Here is a 25,947-nt window from a genome sequence, read left to right as displayed (position 1 = left end):
ATTACTCTGAATACTTAAGTAAACCTTGAGTTTGGTTTTCTTCTTCAAAAAATTTCACAAAGAATGTTTTTGAAAGCTGGGGATTAATTTTATTTATTCGGGTAAATTCGGCTGTGAACCCGCATTTTTTATAAAACTCTGGTGCTTGAAAAGCACTGGTCACAAGATTGATGTTATTAAATCCTTGTCCTTTAAAATGATCTTCAAGAGCCTGTAATAATTTTTTTCCAAACCCTCTGCCACGATAGGCACTATCTACCCAAATATCATCAACATAGATTTCGGCAAAGGCAGTGAAGGCATTGATCACGCCACAAACACAATTGTTCTCCTTGGATAGCACTACTGAAAATCGTTTGTAATTTACATCAATGCCATGATTTTTTTCATAGGCAATGAAACCGTCTGTCATGCGCTTGTCAAGCTCATCACTTAAGCTATCAACAAAGGTGATTTTTAAGCTGTTGTTATCATCAGTGTTATTAATTGATGAATTGCTGTGCGTATCAAAGCTTAAAATATAACGTTCTGGTTGATGTGAATCATATGTAATTGCTTTGAGTTCTTCAGTATAGTTACCTACTGTAAAAGTCGAGATCGTTTTACGCCAAAATGCTAAAGCGGGCTTATTCTCAGGAATGACAGATACTTCCCAAAGGCCAGGATGTGTTTTCCAAACCTCATGGGCTGCACGGCTCCCTATTCCACTCCCTTGAAATTTAGCGAGGATAAAAAATTCTCCCATATTCCAATTAATGTTGGGTTGTGTACCTTCTTTATTCAGCAGAGCAAAGCCTGCTAATTCATCATGGACTTTGATTAGAAATGCTTGCCTTTGGGGATTATCAAAATACACTTTAAAGTCATAACTTTCATAAAGCCCATCAGATGGACAGGCCCAATCATCGCTGATGAAACCGCAACTTCTGGACATATCATAAACATAAAATCGCGCCATATTTTGAACGGTTGGATAATCATCTATAGTTGCTTTAATTATTTTGAGTTGGAATTCAATGTCTTTAATAGTCATAAGTTTTTTTTCTCTTTCACATTTTCCAGCATTCGTCTTGCAAGCGTTGCTAAAACAGGATTTGAATTCTTATAATACGGCAACATAATAAGTGCAATTGATAGAGCCCAGCCCTTACCTCTTTCCCATGTATCATCATCAATATGTTGTAGATTTTCCCTAAAGATTCTTCTTGAATGTGAGTTAAGTAAACTCCAAGCGATAACCAGATCACAAGCAGGATCACCTATACCTAAATCGGAGAAATCAATCACCGCATTTAGCCGATTGCCTTGAACTAAAATATTTCCGGGTAAAAAGTCTCCATGAACCCATACAGGTTCCTTGTTCCAATAGGGGACATTTGATAGCTGATTCCATAAAGAAGCTATGGATTGAAGATCAATTTCTCCTTCAAGTTCACCTATAGCTTTCCGTGTCTCTTCATCGAGTTCTTTTGTTTTTAGGGGAATACCGCGGCGGGAAGTAGGGCCATCTGATAGTTTTATTTCGTGTAGATCGTTTAAAAACAAAGCCAAGTCCTTAGCAAGAAGTTCATATTCCTTATCTTCTTCAAAATTTGGGTTATGTCCCTCATTCCATTTGGTCACTGTCCAAACCCAAGGGTAGAACTCTTCAGGATTACCTTTGAACAAAGGTTCAGAGACCGATATTTTCAAAAGTCGAGCAATTTTCGGAATCCACTCATATTCTTTATTAATACTTTTATTGATACTTCCTGGAGCCCATTCGATTCGAGGAAGACGAACAACATACTCACTACCTAAACGAAATAACGCATTGTCTGTTCCACTTGATAATATAGGATTTATGAGCAGATTAGCCCAATGAGAGCACTGATTTTTAAGAAGTTTATGTACAAGACCTTCGTCTATTTCAAGCTCATTTTCATGCATTTTTGCCATGATTTTCTGTCTCTATGTAATATTATTTTTAACAAGCATTTTACCCATGGGGATATCTTGCGGGAAGCTTAAGCCATTTTCAGGGTCGTTAAATGGCATTTCAATATATCCTTGGTGCACATAAAATTTTTTCGCTTCGGGTGAAGACTCCATTTGCAATACAACAATGCCTTGTTGATATAACCAACGTTCACAAAGTTTTAGAAATGCTCCGCCTATTCCCTGATTTCTCGAATGTTCTTCAATAACCATGATACGAAGCGCGGCTCTTTGCTCTGGCCAAAATTGAATATGAGCATAACCCTTAATCTGGGTTCCTTTATAAAGAATAAAGTGGACATGAGCTTCGTGATCAAAGGTCCAGGTATATGGATCTGATACAGGTACTTTATCAAAAAAATAGTGTTGACGAAAATGACGCACTGCTTCCCATTCACGGGGAGTTAATGATTTCACTATGCGAAGTCCAAAACACCCAGCTTTATTATCAATGTCTGCAATAAATGCCTCTTTGCCTAGACAATAAGCCATGATGTCATTGGGATGATTTTTAGCCAACTCTTGTTTCAGTGCTGCATAAGCATCCCGGTCAGTGGGATGGGAGCTCATCCAATCACGAAATTTTAAGTGTCTTTCAATTTCAGGACAGCCTTCTTCAAATACATGAGCATGATGGGTTCTAAATTCAGCCCCTTTCTGAAAGTATCGCCTAAATGCAATTCCATACTCACCCTTTGCTTCATAACCCAATAGCGGCATAGCATTGTTAGAGTTGTCGACTTTCATGATGTCACGAACTACTGGAATCATGTCAATCACCGGTTTCGCTGCTAGGCCTGGCACAGAAGTAGATCCAATGTGATGAATGCCAATGCAATTTTCTCCAAGAGCTTCTTTGATACGACTTGCTTCCATATTATATAAATTGGGCCACTCTGGATTATAGGGAACAACTTCAATTATTCTTTGAGTACTCATAATGCATTATCCAGTTGCTTGATAAAAAAATAAATAAGTGCACGAATATCACTACACTGATTTGAATGTGGACCATAAGGGCATCGCGCGAGGCAATCAAGTAGGGATGACAAATTAAGAAAGTAGATACTAACGTGAAAGTCCGGTGGAAGAGTATAACCTTCCTTTAACCCTTTTAAAAATGATTCCTCAAATTGAACAGGCATTTGATGGGCATAACGGAGCATGTTGGCTACATCCCAAAGGGGAGAGCCAGAAAAAGAAAATTCCCAATCTAAAATCCCTGTAATTTCCCATTGCCCATTTTTTATATCAACCAGAATATTAGCGGGATCAAAGTCTCCATGAACTAAGTGATTTTCATGATCATCTGGAATATATGATTTAAAGTGATCTATATGTAGCTTTTACTTTGTAATGACTTCGTTGCCTAAGGTTTGAATCACTAATGTATGATTCAAACTCTCTTGATCATATTGCAGCAAGGCATCTTTGGTTGTTATTTCAGCTACCATTAATTCTTTATTGAAAAAACCAGCAGAGTCAAAGCGGTTAGTTTGAATGATAGATAGCATCTTCCCTACAGAAAACATAATCGAATTCAGGTCGTAGGATTGAGTACCCAGTAACAGATCACGGAGGGTAATTCCGTGGATATATTCGGTGATTGCAAAGCGATTATTATCATAATCTCCAATAAAATTGACTTGTGGTATTGGAACAGTTCGTTTTAAAAGTAAGCTCAAATTTTTTTCACGGTATGCAGCTTCTTTATCTCGCAAATAAACGCGCAAAATATAGGGTGTGTTATCCGCCTCCAAGTTGATTTGGATGTTTAAATTGGCACAGCCACCAGAAATTATCTTATAGGAAGACATCTTCTTATTAGGAAAGGCCATCTTTACCATAGACTCAATGGTCTGAACTGGCAGCTGAATTTGCTCGTCTACTTTTTCCCAGTTTGCTTTAAATGTCATGGTTAATTCACAATTAAATAATGGGTGAGGGCTCATAATAGCGATTAACGAACAACTCATGAAATCCTATTTTTTTGTATAAATCCAATCCAGAGCTAGAAGCCTCTAGAAAACAATGAGTACTGTTTAATTGCTTAACATAGTCTAGTGCAGCATAAATCAGCTGTGTAGCATAACCTCTTTTCTGGTAAGCAGGCATAGTGGCTACATCATCAATACGTGCCTTATTATCACAGAAGGATAAAGACAAAGAACACACAACCTTATCATGAATAAAACCAGAAAAATGATAAAGTAATGCGCCAGACTCTGATGCTAGGCGATGTCTTTCAGGGTACTCTTCTGACAGCTCAGATGCAGGGTCAAACGCGACCAATGGGAGGCTCCATGTGTTTAAATCTTTTTTCATTTCTTTGATTTTCATCGGTGAATCAAATGAGGGGAAGTTAATGGCTTCAATCAGCACAGCCATAGCAACACCTTTATCAGCCAAGATAAATCCTTGGTTTTTTAATAGTTCAGCGACATGCTCATTATATAAATATTCGGGTAAGATTAATGCCCAAGGTAAATTGTTCTTTAGATAAAAAGATTGGCAACTCGATAAATTTGTCAAAAATGCATCATCTACTTTATTGACTATAACAGGATTTAATCCAGATGCTTGTACCCCGGTAGCAAAAGCAATGAGATTGTCATAGTTCATTTGCTTAAAGCTAACTAGGGAGAAGAAGTTAGTTGCAGTTCTGTGGAATGCGTTTAATTCATTATTCATTTTTATTCGTTATTTATTGGAAGAGACCAATAGCATTTTCTTGGTCGGGATTATTATATCAGTTAGTGTTACCCTGTTTTGGCTACTCTATATATTTTAAAATAAAGTCAGCACGTGCTTTTATGGAACATTTAGGCACCTCTATAACAGAGTATCCGCAGGCATTATAACCTTCTTTAACTGCATGATAGGTATCTATTGCTTCCTGAAAATCTTGTTTTCTCTCAGTATCATGGCAATAAATTTCAGGCCATGGGGGAAAAAGGAATACTTGTGGATTATACCGAAAGTGGTTAACTGCGTCTTGTATTGCAGAGTCTACACCACCACAAAATCTATTTGAATAGCTGTACAAATCGGGAATGCCCCTGTCAAAGAAGACTACCTCATTAAGGGTTGAGTTTTTTATGTAATCCTCAATGGATTTCATTAACATCAAATCACAATATATGGTTCTATTACCGTTATGGGTGGCATTACCACCAATGGCATTTTGCTCCTTGATAATGGCCCGTGCTACCTCTGGTACAACGGAGAAACCTTGGCGTGATAATTCATTTAGTACCGTTGATTTCCCGGCACCAGGACCACCAGTGAACAAAAAGAAATTAAGATTTTCAATTGTATTCATCCTTGATCCTCCGCATTACATGCGGCTATAAATTCTTTCAATGGATTACTGGGCTTTCCATGCCTTTGAAATGATGATGTAAATTTTGCTTTATCACATGCGCTTATCAATCGATTACTGCTTAATGCGCCATAAATGAAAAATAATATGCCTGCTGTTGAAAAAGCATCTAACAAGTGCTTTTTAGATTCAGAATTCAAATAATTTTTAAGACAACAATCTTTGATTCTCAGATAGGTATCATCTTTGTCTGTTAGTGCGTGATGTTTTTTAATTTGTAGCAAACAGTTTAGCAGCGAAAAAAATGGATGCGAAATCGCTATTTCACCCAAATCAATGATGGTGATATCTTGCGATATATCGTCTATGAGCGTGTTATTGTCATTAAAATCAGGTTGAACAATGGTTTGTTTGATAGAATAGTCAGATAATTTTTTACATAAATGTGAAATTTTTGGACCCAGTGCCTCCAATTGACTAATCTCTATTTCTGATAACCCATCATCTATCAATAAATCTTTTTGTGAAATCAGCTCGTTGTATAAATCAGGAAATTTATCTAATCGCCAATCTGGAACTCCGATATCAAGAAAAACATCGACACGATCTGCAACTGATATCTGAAGTGATGTAAATTGGTCAATAGCTTTGCAAAGCAATGCTTCATCGAATTTCTGTTTTAGCATTCCTCTTAATGATTTGCCTGCATCTTCCATTAAAAAGCAGTTTAATTCAGCATTGTGCGCGATAACTTTTGGAACAGAAGCATGAAATTGAGCATGCAAAGTTTTGATAATGGTCGCCTCCAATGCAAGTTGCTCTGGAGTATGTTTCAAATAAATGTAACCATCAGATGTTGCAAAACGGACCACATAAGACCAAGGTGTTTCTTGCACAATTTCTGGCTGGTTGCTTTTTAGTGTATACCTATGGGACGAAAGGTATTTGCAACCCCATTGGATGATTTCTTTATTCTGATGGTCATTTCCTGGCACAGGTTCAGTTGTCATAATGCACTTTTAGTTTCACAAAAACTCCTTAATAAACTAAAGTACTAAATCGTCATCAAGGCAAACATCGGCACCGGGAGTAACATGATTATAATCGTAAGTAACACCCAACCCATCGGGTATATAGCCTCTTTTAATATACAATCTCTGCGCACTACCATAGCCATCATAAAGCCCTACTCCAATACCTACTTTATTTTGTTTCTTAACTGCTTCAAGCTCTGCCATATCAAGTAACGCTGTAGCAAGTGATATACCTGGAATCTTGGCTTGTTCAATTAGTGTTTCAGTTTACTTTGCATAATTAAACTCTGATACCGCAATCAAATCGAATTTTATCTAATTATAGAGTAGTTGATTTGATTCATCTTATTGCTTCCAATGTGGATTGGTTGTTGAATGTATTTCTTCTTCTTTTGCCCTTGTGGATTCTAAATAATCAGGATGAGATTCTCTCAATTCTGTAACAGCATTCTTATATTCAAATTGTGATTTTTGCATGGGCTGTTTATCTAGTGATTTCTTCCAACCCTCAATAGAAAGAACGCTCATCTGACCTTCTTTAATGCTTAATTGGAAAGATTGATTCTTTTCAGTTACAAAGTTGGTCTCTGATATTCGTACAAGCTTAGTTTCATGACCAAATTGCTTGTGTATTAAATTGCCATCTCTGATTGATATCTCTATTACTTCGTGGGGGTTCTTGTATTTTCCTACAAACGTTTCCAATCGGTGGTTAAATTCTTGATTTTCTGGATTGGATGAATGTACTGCATTAAACCATTCCAAACGCCTTTGTTTGTATTCGTCCGCAGGCGATCGCTCAAGGGCTTTTTCAAAATTACTTCTAGCCTTTGCAAAACAACGCCTAGCCTCTTCAACGTTGCCCCGATCTTTAGCAAAGTTGCCTTTATCTTCAGCAATCTCACCTTCAAGCATTTCTTGCCATCCTAGCTCATCGCTTTGACTATAATTCAGATTTTTAAATACTGCTTGCATATTACCAATAGGGTCTCTCAATAGTTGGTTTCCAACACACATCCCATGTTCCGAATTAGTAAAAATTGCAACCCCTTTTTTATTGTCCACGTTGATAGCAACAAAAGATCGCATATCCGTGTTTTCCCCATATTGATAGGCAATTACCTCATCTTCTTTTTCTTTATTTTTATATATATGCCAACCTAAACCGCATTTTGGAGTGTGATTATTTTTTAATGTATTGAAAATTTCATCTTTTGGTGAAATGAATACTGTTACATCCTGTTTCCATTCAAATTTAACCTCTAAATTGCCAATATCTGTAAGTTGCCATTTATTTTCTTTATATCCCCAAAGTTTATATTTACCTTGGTCATCTTTTATAAGATAAGGTTTTTGGTCTAGCTTACTTATTTCCAATTTATCAAATGAAGTAATGGACATCAAAGAGAGGTAATACCCTGGTTCAAATGCTTGTCTGAAGGTGGGAGCATTCATATTCTTTAACCAAGCAGCCATAAATTTCGAAAAATCATCTGCCGTTGTAAGCAGTGATCCAGCAGCATTAAGATGAGGGGTATGACTAGCTTTTGAAGTCATCGCCAAGATATCGCTTCTGAATGAACGATTATTAAGTTTTGTTGTTAAATTTGTTAAATCAATTTCAAGAGGAATAGGAGCTGGCCCACTCATTCCTTTTATATAGTACTCACGAGGATTTTCAGATAAATAAATTTTACCTTTTTCAGCTTGACTGAGATCAGACAATGATGACCTCAATTCCAGATCATACCTAAGGTGAGGAATGCTCTCATGGATTGAAATTGGTTTTCCTAGATGACTATGAACCGCTACAATCTCGGTGTCGTCCTCTCGTTGTGGCAAAAATGTGGAATGCCCCATCTCTAGGGGGTCAAACACATATTTTTTAGCCAGCATCTCTAAATCAACCTCTCGCTTTAAAACTTTACTCATTTGAGTCTCGATGACTTTTTGTAAGTAAATAAAAGCTTCGCCTGAATAGGAGTATTTCGTGCCCAGTATTGATTTATCATCAAACGATAACTTTGATGATAAATCTGGCTCCACATTTGGCAGGCCTGTAGTATGTGACAAAACGTGCCGAGCTGTTAATTGTTTGGCCTTTTCAGGATATTCATCATTTATCTTGAATCGTTCATATTGCAGAATTTTATGTAATGGTTCATCCAACTCGATATATCCTTCATTGACCAACTGTAGCACCAAATATGTGAATACAACTTTACTCAAAGATGCTGCTGGAAATCGGGTATCAGCATTTACGCTATTCTTAGTCTCGGTGGCGTTTTTTTTGCCGAAAGAAAATGAATTGCTTGCAAATTCATGTTCGCTGTCTTTTTTGGGTTCGACATAAGCATAACCTATGGCTGGAATATGAGCAGACTCTGTTATTTCTTGTATTATTTCTTTAGATGGTAAGTTAGGCATATCAACGAAAGTTACCCTACGATGTATTAATTATAGACACAACTCAAATGCAAAAATAGGGTATTCATACCCTAATTTAGAAAGCACCAAATGTTCTATAATTACACATAATACAAACTAAAAGGTGATAAGATGGCTTCGAATCAATTAAAACCAGAACCAAATCTGGATCAACGCAAATCAGCACTCAATAACAATCCTTGTGGTATTTGCCGAGCGATGGGTTCACCTACATGCAAAGGACATGGGGGTTCTGGTGGTGGATCAGGTGGTTCTTCTGATAAAAATGAGTCACTTACCAATGTTCAAGCAACTACTAATAAACCTATTTCAATTGATTTGGAAAAGTCTTTAGGGAAAAGTACTCTTTGGCTAAAACCAGATGACTTGGCTTTTGAATTTAATATTCCAGATGCTTTAATATCTGTAAAAATTGATATGGAGCAAGGAGTTATTTTATTTTCAGGTAAAGGCGATCTTTCACCGGATCAAAATATTGCTCTTCAAAAGGTTTTTGAGGCAATTAAACAAGAATTTAATGAGTTTAAGAAAGATTTCTCTGTTGCTGCAAATCAAATGCAGTTAAACCAGGTAGGAAATGAATTAAAGGTTACGATTTCAAATCCAAAACTATTTGATGCCTTTGTACAACGATTACTTGATAAGAATATATTAACCACCGAAATGGGACCAATGCCAAGTAAGGGGCAAAATACTGTATTTGAATCGAAACAAGAAACGGGAAATCAGTATAAATCCCCAAATCCATCCGACATTAGTGGTCCAAAACCATGGAAATGATAGGATTAGGATAGCAAAAAATAAATTGAGTTATTTCCTTAATGATGTTTAAGAGAATTGTCATCATTAGGTTGTAAGGACCCTGCCTTAAGACAAATTTAAATGAACTCGCGGTAACAATATGATTCAAGGCTACTAATATAATGGAGTGAATTTACTTAATTTTTAAGAAATTGATGGATATACATGGCAATTATTTCTTTATTGGTTCTACATCCTAGTAATTCTCGGATTCGTTCAAAATAGTGCTCGACTGTGCGCACAGAAAGCTGAAGAACTTTTGCAGTTTCTTTTGTAGATTTACCTTGCATCAGTAATTTAAGACATCTATTTTGTTGTGGGGATAAATAAATGGGCACATGCATTGTTTCATGAAATATTCTTACTCGAGGTTGAGTTCTCTCAGCAGAAGGTCCGATATCACTAAAATTAGGCAAAACAATTCTATTTTCTGGTGACTTCGCTTCTAAAACAAGCTCCTTTGCAATTAAATTATAATTCTCGATAAAATCATGTAGTAATTGGCCATTATTAACAATCCAATGCAAAAAATCATGTTCGTCTTGTTCAAAAAACAATGAATAAAGGTGTTGGCAATCCTCTTCTCGAATAACGATATGCACTGAATTTTTCCCAAATTGTTGACCAAATTGCTTTGCCACTTTAACCATAATTGGCATCAAGATAGAGCAATCCCTAAACTGCGCTTCCAATATTTTATTGAGGTATACACCATCGTTCAGGGTTCTTCCTGAATCATCTGTACATAACATGGGAATTTTATTGCTCGCATAAAACTGCATAATCTGTTTGTTATTAACCAACATGGTGATTTGACCTTGTCCATAGGTCATGTCATGCATGAAATTAGTTAGGCCATATTGATGGAGCGGTTTGCTCATCTCATTGATAAATTGAGCTGCTGCGACAGAAAATGTGGAATGCTGCGTCTTTCTCATAAACACCTCTGTATAAATTCTAAACTATTTACGGTTTTTTGTAAAATACTAGAGTGACCGACTAGAGTGACCGAATTAGTATACAAAAGTAGCAGTCGATATAGTGATTTATTAATAATCATAGGGTATTTCTACGGGTACACTGTGTTTGATGGATGCTATATACTCCCAATCCAAAAATTAATGATATGCATGCATTGGAAAATGTGGGGATTAATGCGTCGCTGGTCTTTTACGATCTTAAAATCGCTTACCAGCCTGTCTTGGAGATCTAGATTACTATGTATAAGCCAGTTGTAGAAGTAATAAAAAAGAAAGAAAAGGGTGAGAGTTTAGAACAGGCTGTTAAAGAGACAGTTGAAGAGCAAGCTGTCAAGAAGGGATCAGCGCTCATTGGACTAGGTAAGTATTCCGGTCCGTTGGTTCGGGTTTTCAAAAAAAATAGAGAAGGCAAGGATACTAAGACAATTATTGCAGAAACAGTGAGGGATGGTTACATTGATGCTGCATATAAAAAAGGGATGACATTAGTAGGTTTAGGAAGATACTCTAATCCTATCGGAGTCTTTGCTTCGATTATGGCACCTACTCAAATGGGTAATGGTTCTTTACCACAAAATAATTTTAGTTTTGGTTCGTATCAGAGAAGAGATCCCTCTTACGGTTTAGTTTATAAAAATAAATTTTCCAATCAAAACTCAACGAGATCAAAATCACAAGCCTTCTCATCACTTAATAGCGGAGGGATGCGATATCGCTCTCTTAACCCCGTATCCCAAAAATCAAGTTCTTTTAGCCTATCAAAGCCCAATGTCAGTTTTCAATCAAGACCTTATTCCTTTTTAAATTCTAAGAATTTTGGTAACCCATTTAATAATAAATTTAATCAATTAGGTTCTGGTGGATTCAATTCAACTTCAGGTATGGGATTGGGAAACAGCATATCCCTTTCAGGATTTAGCAACGTAGTCTCAAGCACTGGTTTAACCAGCAGCTATAACAGTTATAATCCCTACTCGAAAATAAGCAACGGCGGAAATGGAGGGGGAGATATAGGCGGAGTTGCAACTGAAGTGGCTACTATCACTGATTTAGTTAATAGTGATACCCACGCAGAGGCTAATGATTATGTTCTATGCTTTCCAATCCACCAACACCCCATGACCCAAAAAGAGCTTACTCAAATTGCTCTAGAGCTTAATGAAGGATTCAACGAACAAAAATCCCTCCCTTTCTTTAGTCTTCATTTTAATGATGAGGGTTATTTGTACCCTGTAATTCACCCCGCGTACCGTAATACGTACATAGGTAAAATCATTGGTTTACTGGATTATTGGATGAAGTGTTACTTAAACGGAGGAATGTTTGAAGAAGCCTTTTTAGAAAAATGGCATGAAACAGTAAATCTGGATGAAGAATTTTTGCGATCAATGTTAGTCGATTTGAAAAAATATTTTAAAGAAAATATAAAGGGAACACCGTATTTTTCGCTAAGAGAAATGGCGAGTAAATACGGCATTAAAGAACAAAAGGGCAACGGCCAATACAAACAGCCTTTTATGACCTCCTTTCGCATAATTGCCTATCAAGAGGGCATTGAACGACATCAAAATATTTTAATTCCTCGTCCGACATTTCGTATTGAATACACCATAGACATGATGCCTGATTATAAGGAGTACATCGAAAATTATCTTAAAGAGCATGGTCATTACCCCGAGGAATATAGGCGTCTTCGACAGTGTTATGAAGCCTTTGCCGAAGAAATTAAGAATAAATTGCCACTGTTACCTTTTTGTAAGCCTTTTTTCCAATTATTAGAAGTCACTACATCATTGAGTTATTTCTATGCCACCTTAAATGAGATGGGCAAAAAGCCAGTGTTTTCATCAGAATTACCTGATAATTCTTTTGTGTTCCCTAAAGCACTGCCACCAATCCCAGTTCGATACCATCATACTTATCCAATGTCTCTATTATTGAGCGAATTGTTGCAACGCATCCAAAATGATAACAACGGAGCAAATTTGGATAATCAGTTGGCTCAGTATTTTAATAAAAAGCACATTGGATCTGTACCTGATTCTGTGACCCAGCTTTTGCGTCAAACCATCAGCACCATGATTAGGGAAAAACTATCCACGCACATCCCTGTCGATTCTAAAACTGAGCTGAATGAAGATGAAGTGGAACGAGTGGTACACGAGGCAAGTGCTTGCCTACGTTTATTTGTCAGTCAAATGAAGGCAGGCATGCACCAAGTGATTAAAAAATACCAAAAAAGAATGCCAGAGCTGCAACAAAAAGAGGTCAGTACGCTTGATGTTCCCAGTCAAATAGTGATGTTAAAAAACTGGATGCAAGAGCGTGTTAATTATCTTGAATTACGTTGGCAAACCTCCTCTGAGTTAGTTGAATCTGAGTTTATTAATGAAATTCAGGACGAGCAGTATCAAGAGTTACGCAATCAATTCAATCAATTTATTTTAGAATCAAAGCGAGATATTGAGAAAATTTATAGCGATTTAAGTTCTAAGGTAATTCAAACAAAAGAACAAAGCCTTAATGAAATTGCTGAACTCATCCTAAATCAACAAAAAGAAATGGATAAGGTAACGCAATTAATCCCTTCTTTAAACCAGGGTAAACAAAATCAATTGACTCAAGTTGATGTTCATTTTAATACACTACTTCAACAATTGAATCAGCAAGGAGCTCAAGCCCTTAGTCAATTGAATGCGGCACTGGTTTCGAATAATCAAACTAAAGTTCAGTACAACCAAACCATAGTTCAACAGCAACAGCATTTGGCAACTCAGCAAGCCACCTTCAATAATTTACCTCATCAGGCCAAAGCACTTAATCAAGCAATTATGAATCAGTTGGTTCAAACAGTTACTAGCAATATCAGTCAATTGAATCAAGCAATTACGGGTATAAACAATAAAAATGCATCGATTAATCAAGAAATAATTCGGATTCAACAAGAGATAGTTCAAAAAACAAGTTCACTAAATCAAAAGCGTGATGCAGCAAAAGAAGATGTTAATAAAATTGCCGAACAGGAATTAAATAAAATCACCTCATTCATTGCTCTTGCTCAAGATAAAATGAATGAATTAAAGTTAGAAAGCACTAAAGTTGAAGAGCGAGCTGAGGAAAAATTAAACCAACTGCAGCAGATGAAGGCAAAAGATAAATTATTAGTCTTATCACAAAATGCCATTCTTAACATTAAAACAATCTATGAAAAAGAAATGAATAGGTTGGAATTACTTAAGCAAAATATTCAGAAAATCAGTCAGATTATTCTAACTATTCCTGAGCTTGCTAATCTGGATCACTGCAAAAATTACGTACACACTTTGATTGGATTTACCAACAAACATCTAGCAGATCAAACGGGCGATACCTTCCGGGTTATTGGTGGATGTGGTTTATCCTTGCCCAATATGCAATCAAAGCCAATGATTCAATCTGAAAAGGTCATTCAGGAAGTTTCGAAGATTGAAGAGTTTGGCCAATTTGAAATCAATGGTCAGAGTTATGTTGCTTTACGTATACCTGTGATTGATGGTTTTGAAAATGAACTTTTTCTTTCTGAAGAGGATGACTTCGAATTAATTGAGTTGGAACATGATAAAGACGGCTCGATTGTTGCTCATTATGCCGCAGGTCATTTGCCGCTTGAAGAATTCATTAAAATCATTAGTGATCCCAAACAATTAAACGTTAGAGACCATCAGGGGCATTTGCCCATCCATGTTGCGGCGCGTGAAAATAATGAGGCAGTCCTACGACATATTATTCTAAATGATTCTTCAAAATTACAATGTGATGCTAAATCGTTTTCTGGAGAAACACCTCTTCTTATCGCTGTTGAACATGCCCATATAGAAGTCATTAAAACCTTGCTTGGCTTAGGGGCTAATTCTAATTACCGATTATCTAATGGGCTATTCGCACTCTATGTAGCCATTCAAAATAATCATACTGATGTTGCCATGTTACTTTTAGACCAGGAAACGCTTGCAGTGAGTACCAGTTTAGATAATGGCATGACTCCCTTGCATAAGGCTCTTGAAAATGAATTAGAATTGGTTGTGTTAAAGCTGATTGAAAAGGGTGCTTCAATGGATGCTCGTCGTAAATCCGATGGATTTACACCGTATCATTTGGCTGCACAAAAGGGCAATTTAAAAGCGATTCAAGCCATGCTTATACGCGGTGTTTTGATTGATCTCCCTCTTGAATCAGGAAAAACAGCCTTACATCTTGCTGCTGCAATGGGGCATATGGAGATTGTGAAATTCTTGCTGTCCAAAGGAGCTGCAATTGATGCAAGAACGAACTCCCAAGACACAGCGCTGATGTTGGCCATTCAATCAGGTCAAATGGAAGTCGCTTATTTGCTTGCCAGCACGGCAACTGTGAACGCGGTTAATCGTCAGGATGAAAGTGCGTCTTTACTTGCTCTTAAATCAGGCATGCCCATGGTCGCAGATCTTATATTGGCGCGAGGGGAAAATCCGCTTATCAAAGACAAACAGGGTCATGATTGTCTATATTATTTGGTTAGAAATGGAGATTACCAACGGTTTACCCAATTAAACTTAAAAATTAAGTGGGATGTTAATGCTGAATACGATGGCCAAAGTCTGGTGGCTATTGCTGCACAACGGGGCCATTTCATGTTGGTTTATGCCTTATTGGATGAAGGTGCCGAATACAAAAGTACAAATAAGAGTATGCAGTTGATTCACTACGCAGTGATGGCTAATGAGACCAGTTACGTGCGTGAATGGCTGCAAAAAAAGGATTTATCCTCAGGTTGGCTCAATGATCATTCATTGGCCTATTTAGCAGCTCAATATGGGGCTGATGCCGTGTTGGATTTATTTTTAAAAGCAATGTCCCTTGAAGAAATTGAGAAGCAAGAACTCTTAAGTGCTGCAATTGAAAGTAGCCAGGTTGAACCAGTTGAAAAAATACTGATGAAAACTAAAAACCTGAATAGAGCATTGGATGAAAAGGGCAATACAGCTTTGCATAAGGCAGTGAGTACTGGATCTATCGCGCAAGTGACTCTTTTATTAGAGCGAGGATGTGATCCAAGAGTTGTAAACCTATTGAAGCAAACTGTATTCCATCTAGCAGTTATTCTTGAAGACAGTGACATGCTCAAAGTGTTATTAGATAAAGTTTCATTGAATGATTGGCCACAGGATCTAGTCACTAGAGTAAATGAAAGTAAATCTTTGGCTTTGATCAAAGTAATGGATAAATATAAGGGTCCATTATGCACCAAATCGATAGACAAAGAGGAAGAAAATCAATCAGTATCTTCCAGTAAAATAGAACCTACTTCACTAAATGAAACCCTAACCGATTCGCTCAAGGAGCTGAATGAATTGATATCTGATTGCAATTTTGATGAGGCTGCTGAATTAATCGAGTCAGATTCTTCATTGCAATTACTCATTTTGAAAGATCCTACCCTGAATTTGATGGTTCATTTATTTGAGAACATTGATCTAGCAATTGAGATTATGGGGCATACCGCAACTGCAGATAATTTATTACGTGCTTTGAAGAAAATTGGTTTTAACCCAGCCATGACTTTGGGGCGTCATAATGTTTTGTCTACTTTAATTGCTAAGGTAAGTGATGAAGTTGTTGCCTACAGACTTCGGTTATTAACAACACATTTTCCTGAGAGCCTGCCTCACTTAATCCGTGACGAAGTGATTCCGGGTGTTTCTATGGTTCAAATGATTTTGCAAAGAGGAAAAATCAAATTATTTGAACAGTTATCAGATCTAGCTCCTAAGTCTGATTCAACCGATTCGGTCAGTGGCGGAATAAAATACTCTCCATTGCATGAGGCTACTCGGGGTGATCAGTATGAAGTAGTGCACTTCCTGCTTAGAACCACACCAGTTGACCAATTGAGTCAAAATCGAGAGACGGCGTTTATGCTGGCAGTAGCTAATAATAATATTAGGTTGATGGAATTACTGTTACGTAATGGAGCAAATCCTGATCAAACGGATAGGTATGGTCGAAATGCTCTCCATTACGCAATTGATGGCAAGCATGATGAAGCCTCCGCCTTTTTATTACCGCTAATACGTAATAAAAATCTTCCTGATAGGGATGGTCTAACTCCTTTGATGCTGGCCTCTGAAAAGGGGCTTATAAATATTGTTAGACGTTTGTGCTCTGAAACAATGGATACAGAACAGGTGACCAAAAAAGGGTTTAATGCACTTCATCTTGCAGCCATTGGAGGACATGAGGAGGTGGTTACTCATCTTGTTAATTCAGGATATCCAATTGATAAACCAGAAAGTCATTCCAGCGATAAGAACATATGCCTCAAAAGAACTGCACTGCACCTTGCTGCCCAAAGAGGGAAAGTGAGTGTTGTTGCTCAGTTAATTAATTTGGGAGCAAGCATGGATTACGCTGACGTTGAGGGTAATACAGTATGTGAACATGCGGTGATGAGTAATGATCCTGAGATGCTTCAGTTCATCCAGCAATTGCCAGCATTTCATCAGAAAGAACATGACAAAAAATTAGTTGAATCTGCTTCACGGTTTGATAACGACTCTATTTTAAATGAATTTATCTTAGACGATGTGTCGTTAGGATCTGTAAATGATCATGGTTACTCTCCATTGCATCTTGCAGCAATTCAAGGTGCGCATAAAGCCGCGCAGGTTCTCTTAAGCTCAAGCGATGTAGATAGTAATCTTCCTGATTCCAGAGGATATACCCCACTGCATTATGCTGCAGAGTTTGGTCATGTCAGGATGATCACTATGTTAGAGAATGCAGGGGTATTGTTAGATGCTGAAAATAATCAGGGTGAAACGCCATTATTCCTGGCCTGTAAACGCGGTAAACTGGGGGCCGTGGTCAAATTACTGCATTTAGGTGCTAACGAGAAATTGGGTAATAAAGAGGGGATCAGCCCAGGGCAAATCGCTTTAAATCATGGGCACACCGAGATAGCTAAACGATTAGGAAATGCAAAATCTTCTTTGTCGCATAGCTTCACCTTTTTCAAAGAGAGCAAGCAAGAGGATACGGTATTAATCTCTCCGCAGCAGCAAACAACCTATGAAAATAACTAGAGACTACGATGTTTAGAACTAATTTGTTTATATCTCAATCAACTGATCGCCCTTTAACGGAACTGGATGCGTATTTAAAAGAAGAAGGGGATTACCTCTTATTTAGAGCAAATTCGCTGGCAACCGTTAAAAGGTATTTGCCGAATCTTGAATTATCTTGGAGTGTATTCCTTGAAGAAGAAACAAAGCGATGTTCATCATGGAGTAGGTCAGAACGTTTACTGCTCATTAAAGCCGCGTATTTTTGTTTAAAAAATTCCAAGGAGAAAGGGGACTTTGCACAATTAATTAAGTCAGCCCATGATCTTAAAAAATACAATGGTGTTCGCTACTTCTTTATACTATTTCAGGCGAATATTCCAGAAGAGCAACGGGAATTAAAACAGTATAGTCATGTTTGTCGATTGCTGCTGGAGTTACGTGAGCAACCTGGATTAATTGATTTACTCAAAACGCACTTACCTAATTTGGGCTCCTTACACGATCAACTTGAGATAAAGTATGCCCAATATCGCCAGTCAAAATTTCCTAAGCGAGAAATCGATGAATTAATATCTATTTTCTCCACAAAAAATGATCTTGTTTCCTTTCCTTTATCCATGGATGAATTAAAGCTAATTAAAACACAGCTTGAATTTGTCTCTCTTTCTGCAGAATCTGCAAGTAAACTTTCTCTATCAGAACTTAAAGAGCAGGCACAACGAGTTGGTTTGCACTACAAGCAAACTAATGACCCACAGTCCAAATGTCAATTAGTGTCGCTTATTTGTGAGGCGGTCTATAGAACTTATAAAATTAAACCCCATGACACTCAAGTGTTGTCGATTTTAGCCTTACTCAATTCACCTGAGAAATTAAAAGGCCGTATCGCACAAATTAAAGCAGGAGAAGGAAAATCAACAATTATTGCGATTCTAGCAGCAATCTCAGCTTTAAAAGGGGACTTTGTTGATATCGTTACTTCTGCCGATTACTTGGCAATACGTGACGCTAAAAAATACAAACCTTTTTACGAGGAATTAGGTCTTACTTCTTCACATATCTGTGGGGAACATGTCAAAAAAGCCCAATTTCATGGACAAATATTATATGGAACGAACACTGATTATGAGTTTGCTTATTTAAGAGATGGTTTATATCAAGAAGGATTACGTTATTCTCTTCGTAATGGTGCATTGCAAGCACGAAGCTTTGATACAGTTATAGTCGATGAAGTAGATAATCTATTTCTGGATACGGCACTGAATTCAGCGCTTATGTCAGTGCCTTCTAATGAAAACATCGCGTGGGTATACCAACCCATTTTTAATAAAGTTAAAGAGAATTTAAAGATTGACCCTGATGAGTTACATGCCTATTTATTAGAGTATGAACAAGGTAAGTATCGTGATGTATTATTAAGCATTTCAAAAAAGAGAATAAGTGATTGGATTGAGAGCGCTAAAGAGGCCATTGTTGATAAAACCCATGGCGTAGATTATCTGGTAAAACCAACTTGTAACCTCAATGTTGAAAGTAAGGAAGAAGTAGAGGATGTTGTTATTAACGATTATGAAAATACAGGACGTTTTCAAGAAGGCTCACAGTGGGGGAATGGTCTGCATCAATTCCTTCAGGTTAAACATAATCTGCGGCTCAAGGCCGAAACGATAACTGCAGCTTCTCTCTCTCATCCTACTTATTTTGGGATGTATCGTCACATTTTAGCCTTGACTGGAACTATGGGTGAGGCAGTTGAACGTGAAGAAATTGAGCGTATTTATAAGGTCGATTGTTTTGATGTTCCACCTCATTACCCCTGCCTACGCATTACATTAAAGCCACAACTTTGCCTGGATAAAAAGGCTCAATATGAAGCGATTTTAAAATCAGCCCTTGAGATGCATCACAAGAAACGCCCAAGTTTAATTGTGTTTAAAACAATCAATGAATCGAATGAATTCAGTGAGTTTATGAAATCACGTAACAGAGATCATCAATTATTAAATGCAACTCAGCGTGAATCAGAAGATTATTTGGTTATTAGGGCCGGGGATGCGGGTATTATCACAGTGGCTACTAACACAGCAGGGCGGGGCACTGATATTGAGCCATCTTCAGAGAGTAAAGAAGCCGGGGGCTTGCATCAAATTTTTGCATTTTATCCTGCAAATCTACGTGTCGAAGTTCAAGGCGAAAGCCGTGCTGCTCGTCAAGGACAACCCGGAAGTTGTGAAATGATTCTTTCTTATGAAGATGATCATATAAAATCACTGATACAAATGATGGTCATAGTAAATTTTGTGACCACCTTAAATACTTCTAATATGCTTTCCTTAGAAAAATTCATTCAATTGGATGTGCCTCCGGAAGAAAAAATAAAGGCACTTGGCTACGTACGAACTAAAAAAATTGAGCAGGAATCAGCACGTAGGTATCAAGGAGCTCTTAAAGAAGAAGTCTATTTTGAAAAATTGCAGCTATTTTTCCAACAGTTGGCTGTGGTGAATACTCTCTTTGAATCCAGTGAGTTTAAGAAAGAGTTTTTAATCAATTGCCAATTATTAACTGGCAACACCAATCTAAGTCCATCCCCTCTTGAAGTAAATAAAGAATGGGAATCAACTTATTTGTTATCAAAAAAACTACTATCTAGACAAAGTAAGGGAGAAACAGTGGATTGGAATGCTTTTTTTGATTCATTTAAGCGGACTTACATAAATCAAATTCGCCAGCAGTGGGCTGTGTTTTATAATAAATTACACAATGAGGTAGTAGGAAGTGAAATGAAACAGGTTAAATTACAAGTTGAATCACTGTTTCTACAAACTCAATCAAAACTTAACGAGTATTTACCTATGGATATCGGTTTGCTTAGCACTTTATCACTTGAAGAGAAGCAAAAAAATAATGGGTCTATTGAATTAATTTTGAAATGGGTATCCACACTATTCACTAACGCCCAAAAAGAATTAAATTCTTCAATCAGTCCAGTGGAGCAGTCAATAATAAACCATAGCATATTTGGAAGAACAGGCATTTTATCAACCACTGAAAAAAATATATCTTTAGAAGTCAGAAATGAATTAAGTAATTAATTTCCGAATAAATGGACTAGTTTGATAATTAATTCAGCTTTATTGCGTACTAATAATTTCGCCTTAATAGAATCAATATAGTGTTCAACGGTTCGTGTAGATAACTCTAATTGAGAGGAGATCGATTTTGTACTAGAACCTTTTAACAATAGCGTGATGCATTGTTGCTGTCTTTTTGTAAACTTGAACTGATTTTTGAGTTCTTGATTGATTTGTTCCAGATTATTTGGGTGAGAAGCTTTTATGCCATTATTATGGAAGGGGGTAACAATTTTTTGCTGTTCAGCCTTTATTAATAAATCAGCTGCTTTTAGTTTGAAATAGTCACAAAAATTTTGGAGGATATCAAGGTGGTTTAGATACAAATTCACTACTTCTGGATGCTTTGGTGTTGAAGCAAACATAAAAAATTCACAATAATCGTCATGTTTTCTTATCAGATGAATTCCATGGGCTATATTAAAATAATCTTCGGACCATTTTACTGGGTATTGATTGGGCAAAGTAGAGGTTAAGGCTGCTTGGCTTTCATATAAATCAATTTTTGCATTGGCATTGCCCTGCAAATAAAGCTCATCTTCAAACCAAGCTTTAAGATGTTCCGCATTAGAAGTTAATCGTGCTCTTGAGCCATCTATATAAGCTTTGGTGTAGGCAAAATAACTGATATTGAAGCTCGATAAAGGCGATAATAATTGTTTTACATTATCGCTGGAAATTAAGGCAATATTATTTTTTTCTAACATCATTTTTGATATCTAATCAATCACAAATAGACAATTATAACACATTTATGTTGGATTTATTATAAACATAACCAAATAAAAATTTTAAATAATCCCTGCGAATAGCTAACTTGATTGCCATTTTTTGAATTTTAAGTTGGCTAATTTTTTGGATGACGGATTAACCGTTGTTCGCCGATAGTTCACCGTCTCACTTTCAAACTATACTCAAACCAAAACCTCTAGGTGATGATTGATATATAGATCAGAAATTCTTGCGTAAAAAATAAAATACCGACTGTATTTAAATGGCTCGGGGCATAGATTCGCAAATAAAACATCAAGAGTAATCAGGTGGTTTGGGTGTCATTTTAAGTGGGGATGGTGATGATGGTTTATCAGTTTCTGCCAGACTTTCTTCTTCAACCACCGTTGTATGAGAGGATACTTCAGCGGACTGTTTTTGTATTTCATGAGAACTTGGTGCTGGTGCTGGCGCCAGAGATTGTTTTGGCATTAGCACTCTCATGACAGCATAGCTACTAACTTCCTGTACTTCTAAGTTCGCATCAGCTGCTTCTTTTTTCTCATGAGGAGTTGGAGCAGGTGTTGGCACACCTTTTGGCATAAATGCTCCCATGACAGCATCGCTGTCTACTTTTTTATCCTTGTCTTGTACTCTTAAGCCAAAATGAGGTTCCTCAGGAAGCTGGTCAACGTTTAATGCAAACGGGAATTTTGAGTAAAACCATGTATGGGCGTAATCGACGGGGATTTTTGGTGTAATAATGAGTGGGCCTAAAACATGGCCATTTGCCTCTATATCGTTATGAGCATTCGCAAAATAAACAATACAGGATTTCTTTTCTAAATCGAGTGCTGTTTGCGCACGAAATTGATTCATATCGCCTGTATGAAACGCTTTAACTGCTTTACCTGTCTCATCAAGCTCTAAGCCCAATCCTAAACCCCACGCAAGACGCTCTTTAACTTTTATGTCTACATGTTCAGCAGCAGGGTTTGTTTCTCCTGTCAGTCTTTGATTATCTTGGGTTAAACTGATTTGCCTTACAAACGCTTGTTGCATAACAGGACTGGGATCCTGCATCCAGGCAGTCATCAACTTTGCATAATCACTGGCTGTTGTGTAGAGGCTATTAGCAGCATCAGCTTTATCTTCGGAGGCTCCAGGTGGGACAAAGCTACTGTTTTTCATATTCAAAGCTAACTCCCCAAATACATGCTCTTGAGCTAAAGCACCCAGTGATTTTTCTGTTTTTTCCTTAATAACTCTTTGTAGATATTCGAGCCCCGTACCTGAGTAGGCATATTCAGTACCAGGTGTAAAACTCAAAGCAGCACTAGCATCAATCCCTAGCCCGGATGTATGTGACAGGAGCATCCTTGGCGTAATTGCTTTAGCTCTTTCAATATCTACTTCACTTAATCGTTTGCCATGTTCATGAAAGAATTTTTCTAAAGGAAACACTTCATGTAAAGGTCTATCTAAGCCACTCGCGGCACTTTCTCCAGGTCTACTTAAAACACCTTTGTCGATAAGTTTTAATACCAGGTAAGCAAAAACAGGCTTGCTCAAAGAGGCTGCACCGAAAACAGTATCATCCTGCACATCGCTCACAATGGAAGTATCACGTGTGTCGGTTGTGCCAATGTTTGTTGTTGACGGAGTGCTTGTTTTACCATCTCTATAAGCAATACTGACACCTGGTATATGAGCTTGACGCATAGTGGATTCAATCAGCTCGCGGTCAATTCCTGTAATTTCTGGCATAATTTAGTATCGTAAATTGTTCACTATGAGCTAATTATAGCATGAAGCCATTCTAATTTAATTCCTAGGTATGGTTAATACCCTGCGTATCCTGAGTTATACAATTTTTCTAAAAGCGTTCAAACAGACTTTAAGAGTCCCCTGAGATCGTAGAAAGGATAAACAAAAAATCTAATTTTTCCCCAGGTCGGTACATCTTATTTTTCTGACCCTATGAATTCATTCGAGAAAATAAATATAAAAGAAAAAGGATCTTTGAGGTTTTCCAATTTTGAGGTAGAGGCTTAATTACCTCACAATATAGATATACGTTCTGAATATACCTTACTTTTCTCAAGTTTCTCTATAAATTCATTTGCTAAAAATGTTGGATTGCCTTTTGCAGTATTAATCACAGCATCAAAACTTATTCCTGAAGGAATGTTAAGAGAAACACGTTCTTGTTTTTCAAAAAATCCAAACCTATTGGCTAACTTACTGTATTCCTCAATTGTATTTTTTGAACCGATGCGAGGCTTATCAAATGTTGGAATATCCACCTTATCATTGTTTGTTTGTATCATTACCTTACCATTTTTTATCATAGTAACTTCGACATTATCATCATGATTTTGCTGTAATGCTTCTTGATCAACAGGATTTTCCAAAAATATCGGATCGTCAATTTTATCAGTATGGGCGTGTTTATTCACCATATAAAAAAGTTCATTTCTTGATAAGATATTCTCCGAGTTATTGTCTAATTTCTTATCTGCTGTAGTTAAAACCGCTAATTGATAAAATGGGAATAATCCTACTCTTTTATCCTCTGAGTTACCTATTTCAGCTTTACGATTACGCTCTTGAATACGTTCACTCAGTTTTTGAGGGGGACAATAAGCAAATACCACAGAAGTCCTTAGGGCTTCATTCGGATTTTGATTACGATATAGCTGCGCACGCTTTGCAAATTGTTCTAAACACTCTTTAGCACTGCCATTTGGATCGGGAACAACATCCAATACAAATGATTTTTCAGAATTATTCTTATTGAAGACATCATCATATAACCTCTCCATGGGATCTGGAAAAGGATGATCTTTAAAGGCGGCGTCGCCTATTTTAGTCACTAAACGAAAGGAATTAGCAAGATCAGGGATTTCAATGTCATTAAATCCAGCCTTTTTTAATACCAGTTCCAGCTCTTCAAGGAGAGGGTTTGAGAAAGAATATGCAAACTGATGATTTCCCTTTGAAATGGTTAAGATACCGCGACTAGCAAGCTTTATAATGTCATCTTCGGTCATAAGTGATTGTAAATTGCCAAAAAGATTTTTATTTTTTAACTCCTTACGTAAGAGAGGAGTCAATTTTTCCGTGCGTTCAATTTGAATTTTGTCACAGATTTCATCAACACTTCCAGAACTCCAACTATGTTTTGCCACTAACTCTCTACAAAGAGATGTTTTTCCAGCGGTTGATGATCCTAATAACAAAACAATGTGCATATAAAACCTCTTCAAATTTTGAATTAATTGCTTGTATTATCCGACTCATAAAAAGCCTATTTACACACTAGGCCTAAAACCAAGTAATTCTAATTATAATTTAAGTAACATGCTTGTTTTTTATTCGCGGACTTTTTTTACATAAAGTTTACATTTAAGCCAAAAGCCATATGAATTCGCTTATAAAATAATTAAGCAATATTTTTTTGAAATGCTTAGCATCAGTTCGGGGATTATTTCGTTTAGAGTGATTCATCTTTAATTTTCTATACTCATTTTACCAAGGTTTCATATTGAAGGGAGATCGGTTAAAGATTTTTTGTTCATCTTCCTCCGACTTTTTAGGTTCTACATCCTTATTTGGATCAATTTCTTCAGGTTTAGAGAGTTTATCTTTATTATAATTATAAGGCTTGGGTTCCATCGAAAGTGGATTTGGATCAAAACCTTGATCTTTCGTGACATCCTTCCTTTCTTGTGCTTTCTGACTGGGTATTGGAACTAAATTATTTGCTAGCCTTTGGATAAATCCATCATATAAAGCTAATGTGGGCATGGTAATACGAAGAGAAAGCATGTTTCCATTCTCATCTTGAATGATTTTTAAGCAATCATCGGGAAGATTATTTTCTTCTTTAAACTCTTTGAATTCTTTTGTAATCGCTTCTATGAATTTTTTTAATTCTTCTCTTTGCTCTTCAGTTAATACCTTAGGCTCACAAAGCAATTTAATGGTAATGGTCTTTGATTCGAGATCACTATCAACCAACAATAGTCCTTTATCGATCAACTCCGCAATTATTTCTGGGGCAAAACTAGACTCTAAATTAAGTTCTTCTGAATCAAATTCGTCTATCAATGCATCCGTAATCTCAAATACTTTGCCTGGTTGAGTTAGAGATTTATCTTCACCTTGCCTTGCTTTTTCCTCGGATGTCTTATCAGAGGAGGCACTGTCACCTCCACCGCCGCCTCCTCCGCCATGTCCAGAACAAAGCCGTTTAGGTGCGATTTCTTTAAAACAAACCTTGCAACGTACTTTTGCTGTCTCATTAGCAGACTCTTTTTTTTCTGCCTCTTTATTTTTTTCTTTTGCTTTGGTTAATAGTTGCAACGCTAGTGTAGTTGAAGAGATTTTTGGTTCTTCTGCTGTGGTTGACTCAGGGGTGAGTCGATGTTTTTCTTTATCTTTTTTCATGAAGAA

The 25,947-nt window shown here is 36.9% G+C and carries 18 protein-coding genes; 3 read left to right on the top strand and 15 right to left on the bottom strand.

What is annotated here, in order from left to right; genetic code table 11:
- Position 1: 1 nt before the first annotated feature.
- The 10 genes from LFA_RS11280 to LFA_RS18915 form a co-directional block, all read right to left on the bottom strand.
- Positions 2–1,033: a GNAT family N-acetyltransferase gene (locus tag LFA_RS11280; protein WP_045096277.1), complete on the bottom strand. Its 1,032-nt coding sequence runs from the start codon at positions 1,031–1,033 to the stop codon at positions 2–4.
- Positions 1,030–1,938: an aminoglycoside phosphotransferase family protein gene (locus tag LFA_RS11275; RefSeq protein WP_052673948.1), complete on the bottom strand. Its 909-nt coding sequence runs from the start codon at positions 1,936–1,938 to the stop codon at positions 1,030–1,032. The genes LFA_RS11280 and LFA_RS11275 overlap by 4 nt, the downstream gene beginning before the upstream one ends.
- A gap of 12 nt (positions 1,939–1,950) precedes the next feature.
- Positions 1,951–2,916: a bifunctional GrpB family protein/GNAT family N-acetyltransferase gene (locus LFA_RS11270; RefSeq protein WP_045096276.1), complete on the bottom strand. Its 966-nt coding sequence runs from the start codon at positions 2,914–2,916 to the stop codon at positions 1,951–1,953.
- A complete protein-coding gene (locus LFA_RS20625) occupies positions 2,913–3,314 on the bottom strand; it encodes a phosphotransferase family protein (protein WP_084602168.1) in 402 nt (133 codons plus the stop codon). Before LFA_RS20625 ends, LFA_RS11270 begins: the two co-directional genes overlap by 4 nt.
- A 9-nt stretch (positions 3,315–3,323) precedes the next feature.
- Positions 3,324–3,893, bottom strand: a complete 570-nt coding sequence (locus LFA_RS11260) for a protein kinase family protein (protein WP_157010343.1) — start codon at positions 3,891–3,893, stop codon at positions 3,324–3,326.
- A gap of 13 nt (positions 3,894–3,906) precedes the next feature.
- A complete protein-coding gene (locus tag LFA_RS11255) occupies positions 3,907–4,668 on the bottom strand; it encodes a GNAT family N-acetyltransferase (RefSeq protein WP_045096273.1) in 762 nt (253 codons plus the stop codon).
- Positions 4,669–4,750: 82 nt separating this feature from the next.
- On the bottom strand, positions 4,751–5,299 hold the full coding sequence (locus tag LFA_RS11250; protein WP_045096272.1) for an AAA family ATPase: 549 nt from the start codon (positions 5,297–5,299) through the stop codon (positions 4,751–4,753).
- A complete protein-coding gene (locus LFA_RS11245; RefSeq protein ID WP_045096271.1) occupies positions 5,296–6,309 on the bottom strand; it encodes an aminoglycoside phosphotransferase family protein in 1,014 nt (337 codons plus the stop codon). Before LFA_RS11245 ends, LFA_RS11250 begins: the two co-directional genes overlap by 4 nt.
- Positions 6,310–6,345: 36 nt before the next feature.
- A complete protein-coding gene (locus LFA_RS11240) occupies positions 6,346–6,537 on the bottom strand; it encodes a hypothetical protein (protein ID WP_052673947.1) in 192 nt (63 codons plus the stop codon).
- Between the two features lie 141 nt (positions 6,538–6,678).
- On the bottom strand, positions 6,679–8,760 hold the full coding sequence (locus tag LFA_RS18915) for a serine hydrolase domain-containing protein (protein WP_052673946.1): 2,082 nt from the start codon (positions 8,758–8,760) through the stop codon (positions 6,679–6,681).
- A 132-nt stretch (positions 8,761–8,892) separates the two neighbouring features.
- On the opposite strand from LFA_RS18915, the gene LFA_RS11230 reads away from it, so the two are divergent.
- Positions 8,893–9,561: a hypothetical protein gene (locus LFA_RS11230; protein WP_045096270.1), complete on the top strand. Its 669-nt coding sequence runs from the start codon at positions 8,893–8,895 to the stop codon at positions 9,559–9,561.
- Between the two features lie 158 nt (positions 9,562–9,719).
- Here LFA_RS11230 and LFA_RS11225 read toward each other — a convergent pair whose 3' ends face one another.
- Positions 9,720–10,520: a helix-turn-helix transcriptional regulator gene (locus LFA_RS11225; protein ID WP_045096269.1), complete on the bottom strand. Its 801-nt coding sequence runs from the start codon at positions 10,518–10,520 to the stop codon at positions 9,720–9,722.
- A 281-nt stretch (positions 10,521–10,801) separates the two neighbouring features.
- Here LFA_RS11225 and LFA_RS11220 point away from each other — a divergent pair, with 281 nt between their 5' ends.
- Both LFA_RS11220 and LFA_RS11215 read left to right on the top strand, forming a co-directional pair.
- Positions 10,802–17,662, top strand: a complete 6,861-nt coding sequence (locus LFA_RS11220) for an ankyrin repeat domain-containing protein (protein WP_045096268.1) — start codon at positions 10,802–10,804, stop codon at positions 17,660–17,662.
- An 8-nt stretch (positions 17,663–17,670) separates the two neighbouring features.
- Positions 17,671–20,739, top strand: coding sequence for a preprotein translocase subunit SecA (locus tag LFA_RS11215; protein ID WP_045096267.1), 3,069 nt, complete (start codon positions 17,671–17,673; stop codon positions 20,737–20,739).
- Here the strand turns inward: LFA_RS11215 and LFA_RS11210 are convergent.
- The 4 genes from LFA_RS11210 to LFA_RS11195 all read right to left on the bottom strand — a co-directional run bounded on the left by LFA_RS11210 (position 20,736) and on the right by LFA_RS11195 (position 25,941).
- The gene (locus LFA_RS11210) at positions 20,736–21,488 is read right to left on the bottom strand and encodes a helix-turn-helix transcriptional regulator (RefSeq protein WP_045096266.1); all 753 of its coding nucleotides are present in this window, start codon (positions 21,486–21,488) and stop codon (positions 20,736–20,738) included. The two genes, LFA_RS11215 and LFA_RS11210, sit on opposite strands and share 4 nt — an antisense overlap.
- Positions 21,489–21,804: 316 nt before the next feature.
- Positions 21,805–23,256, bottom strand: coding sequence for a serine hydrolase domain-containing protein (locus LFA_RS11205; protein WP_045096265.1), 1,452 nt, complete (start codon positions 23,254–23,256; stop codon positions 21,805–21,807).
- 293 nt (positions 23,257–23,549) lie between these two features.
- The gene (locus tag LFA_RS11200) at positions 23,550–24,743 is read right to left on the bottom strand and encodes a hypothetical protein (RefSeq protein WP_045096264.1); all 1,194 of its coding nucleotides are present in this window, start codon (positions 24,741–24,743) and stop codon (positions 23,550–23,552) included.
- Positions 24,744–25,020: 277 nt separating this feature from the next.
- Positions 25,021–25,941 carry a hypothetical protein gene (locus LFA_RS11195; protein ID WP_045096263.1) on the bottom strand — a complete coding sequence of 307 codons (921 nt, stop codon included), beginning with the start codon at positions 25,939–25,941 and terminating at the stop codon, positions 25,021–25,023.
- Positions 25,942–25,947 lie beyond the last annotated feature (6 nt).

Origin of the sequence: Legionella fallonii LLAP-10 (genome assembly GCF_000953135.1) — a bacterium.
GTDB classification, from domain to species: Bacteria; Pseudomonadota; Gammaproteobacteria; order Legionellales; family Legionellaceae; genus Legionella; species Legionella fallonii.
Note: the sequence above shows the minus strand (reverse complement) of the source record. Positions and strands in the feature narration are given on the sequence as shown.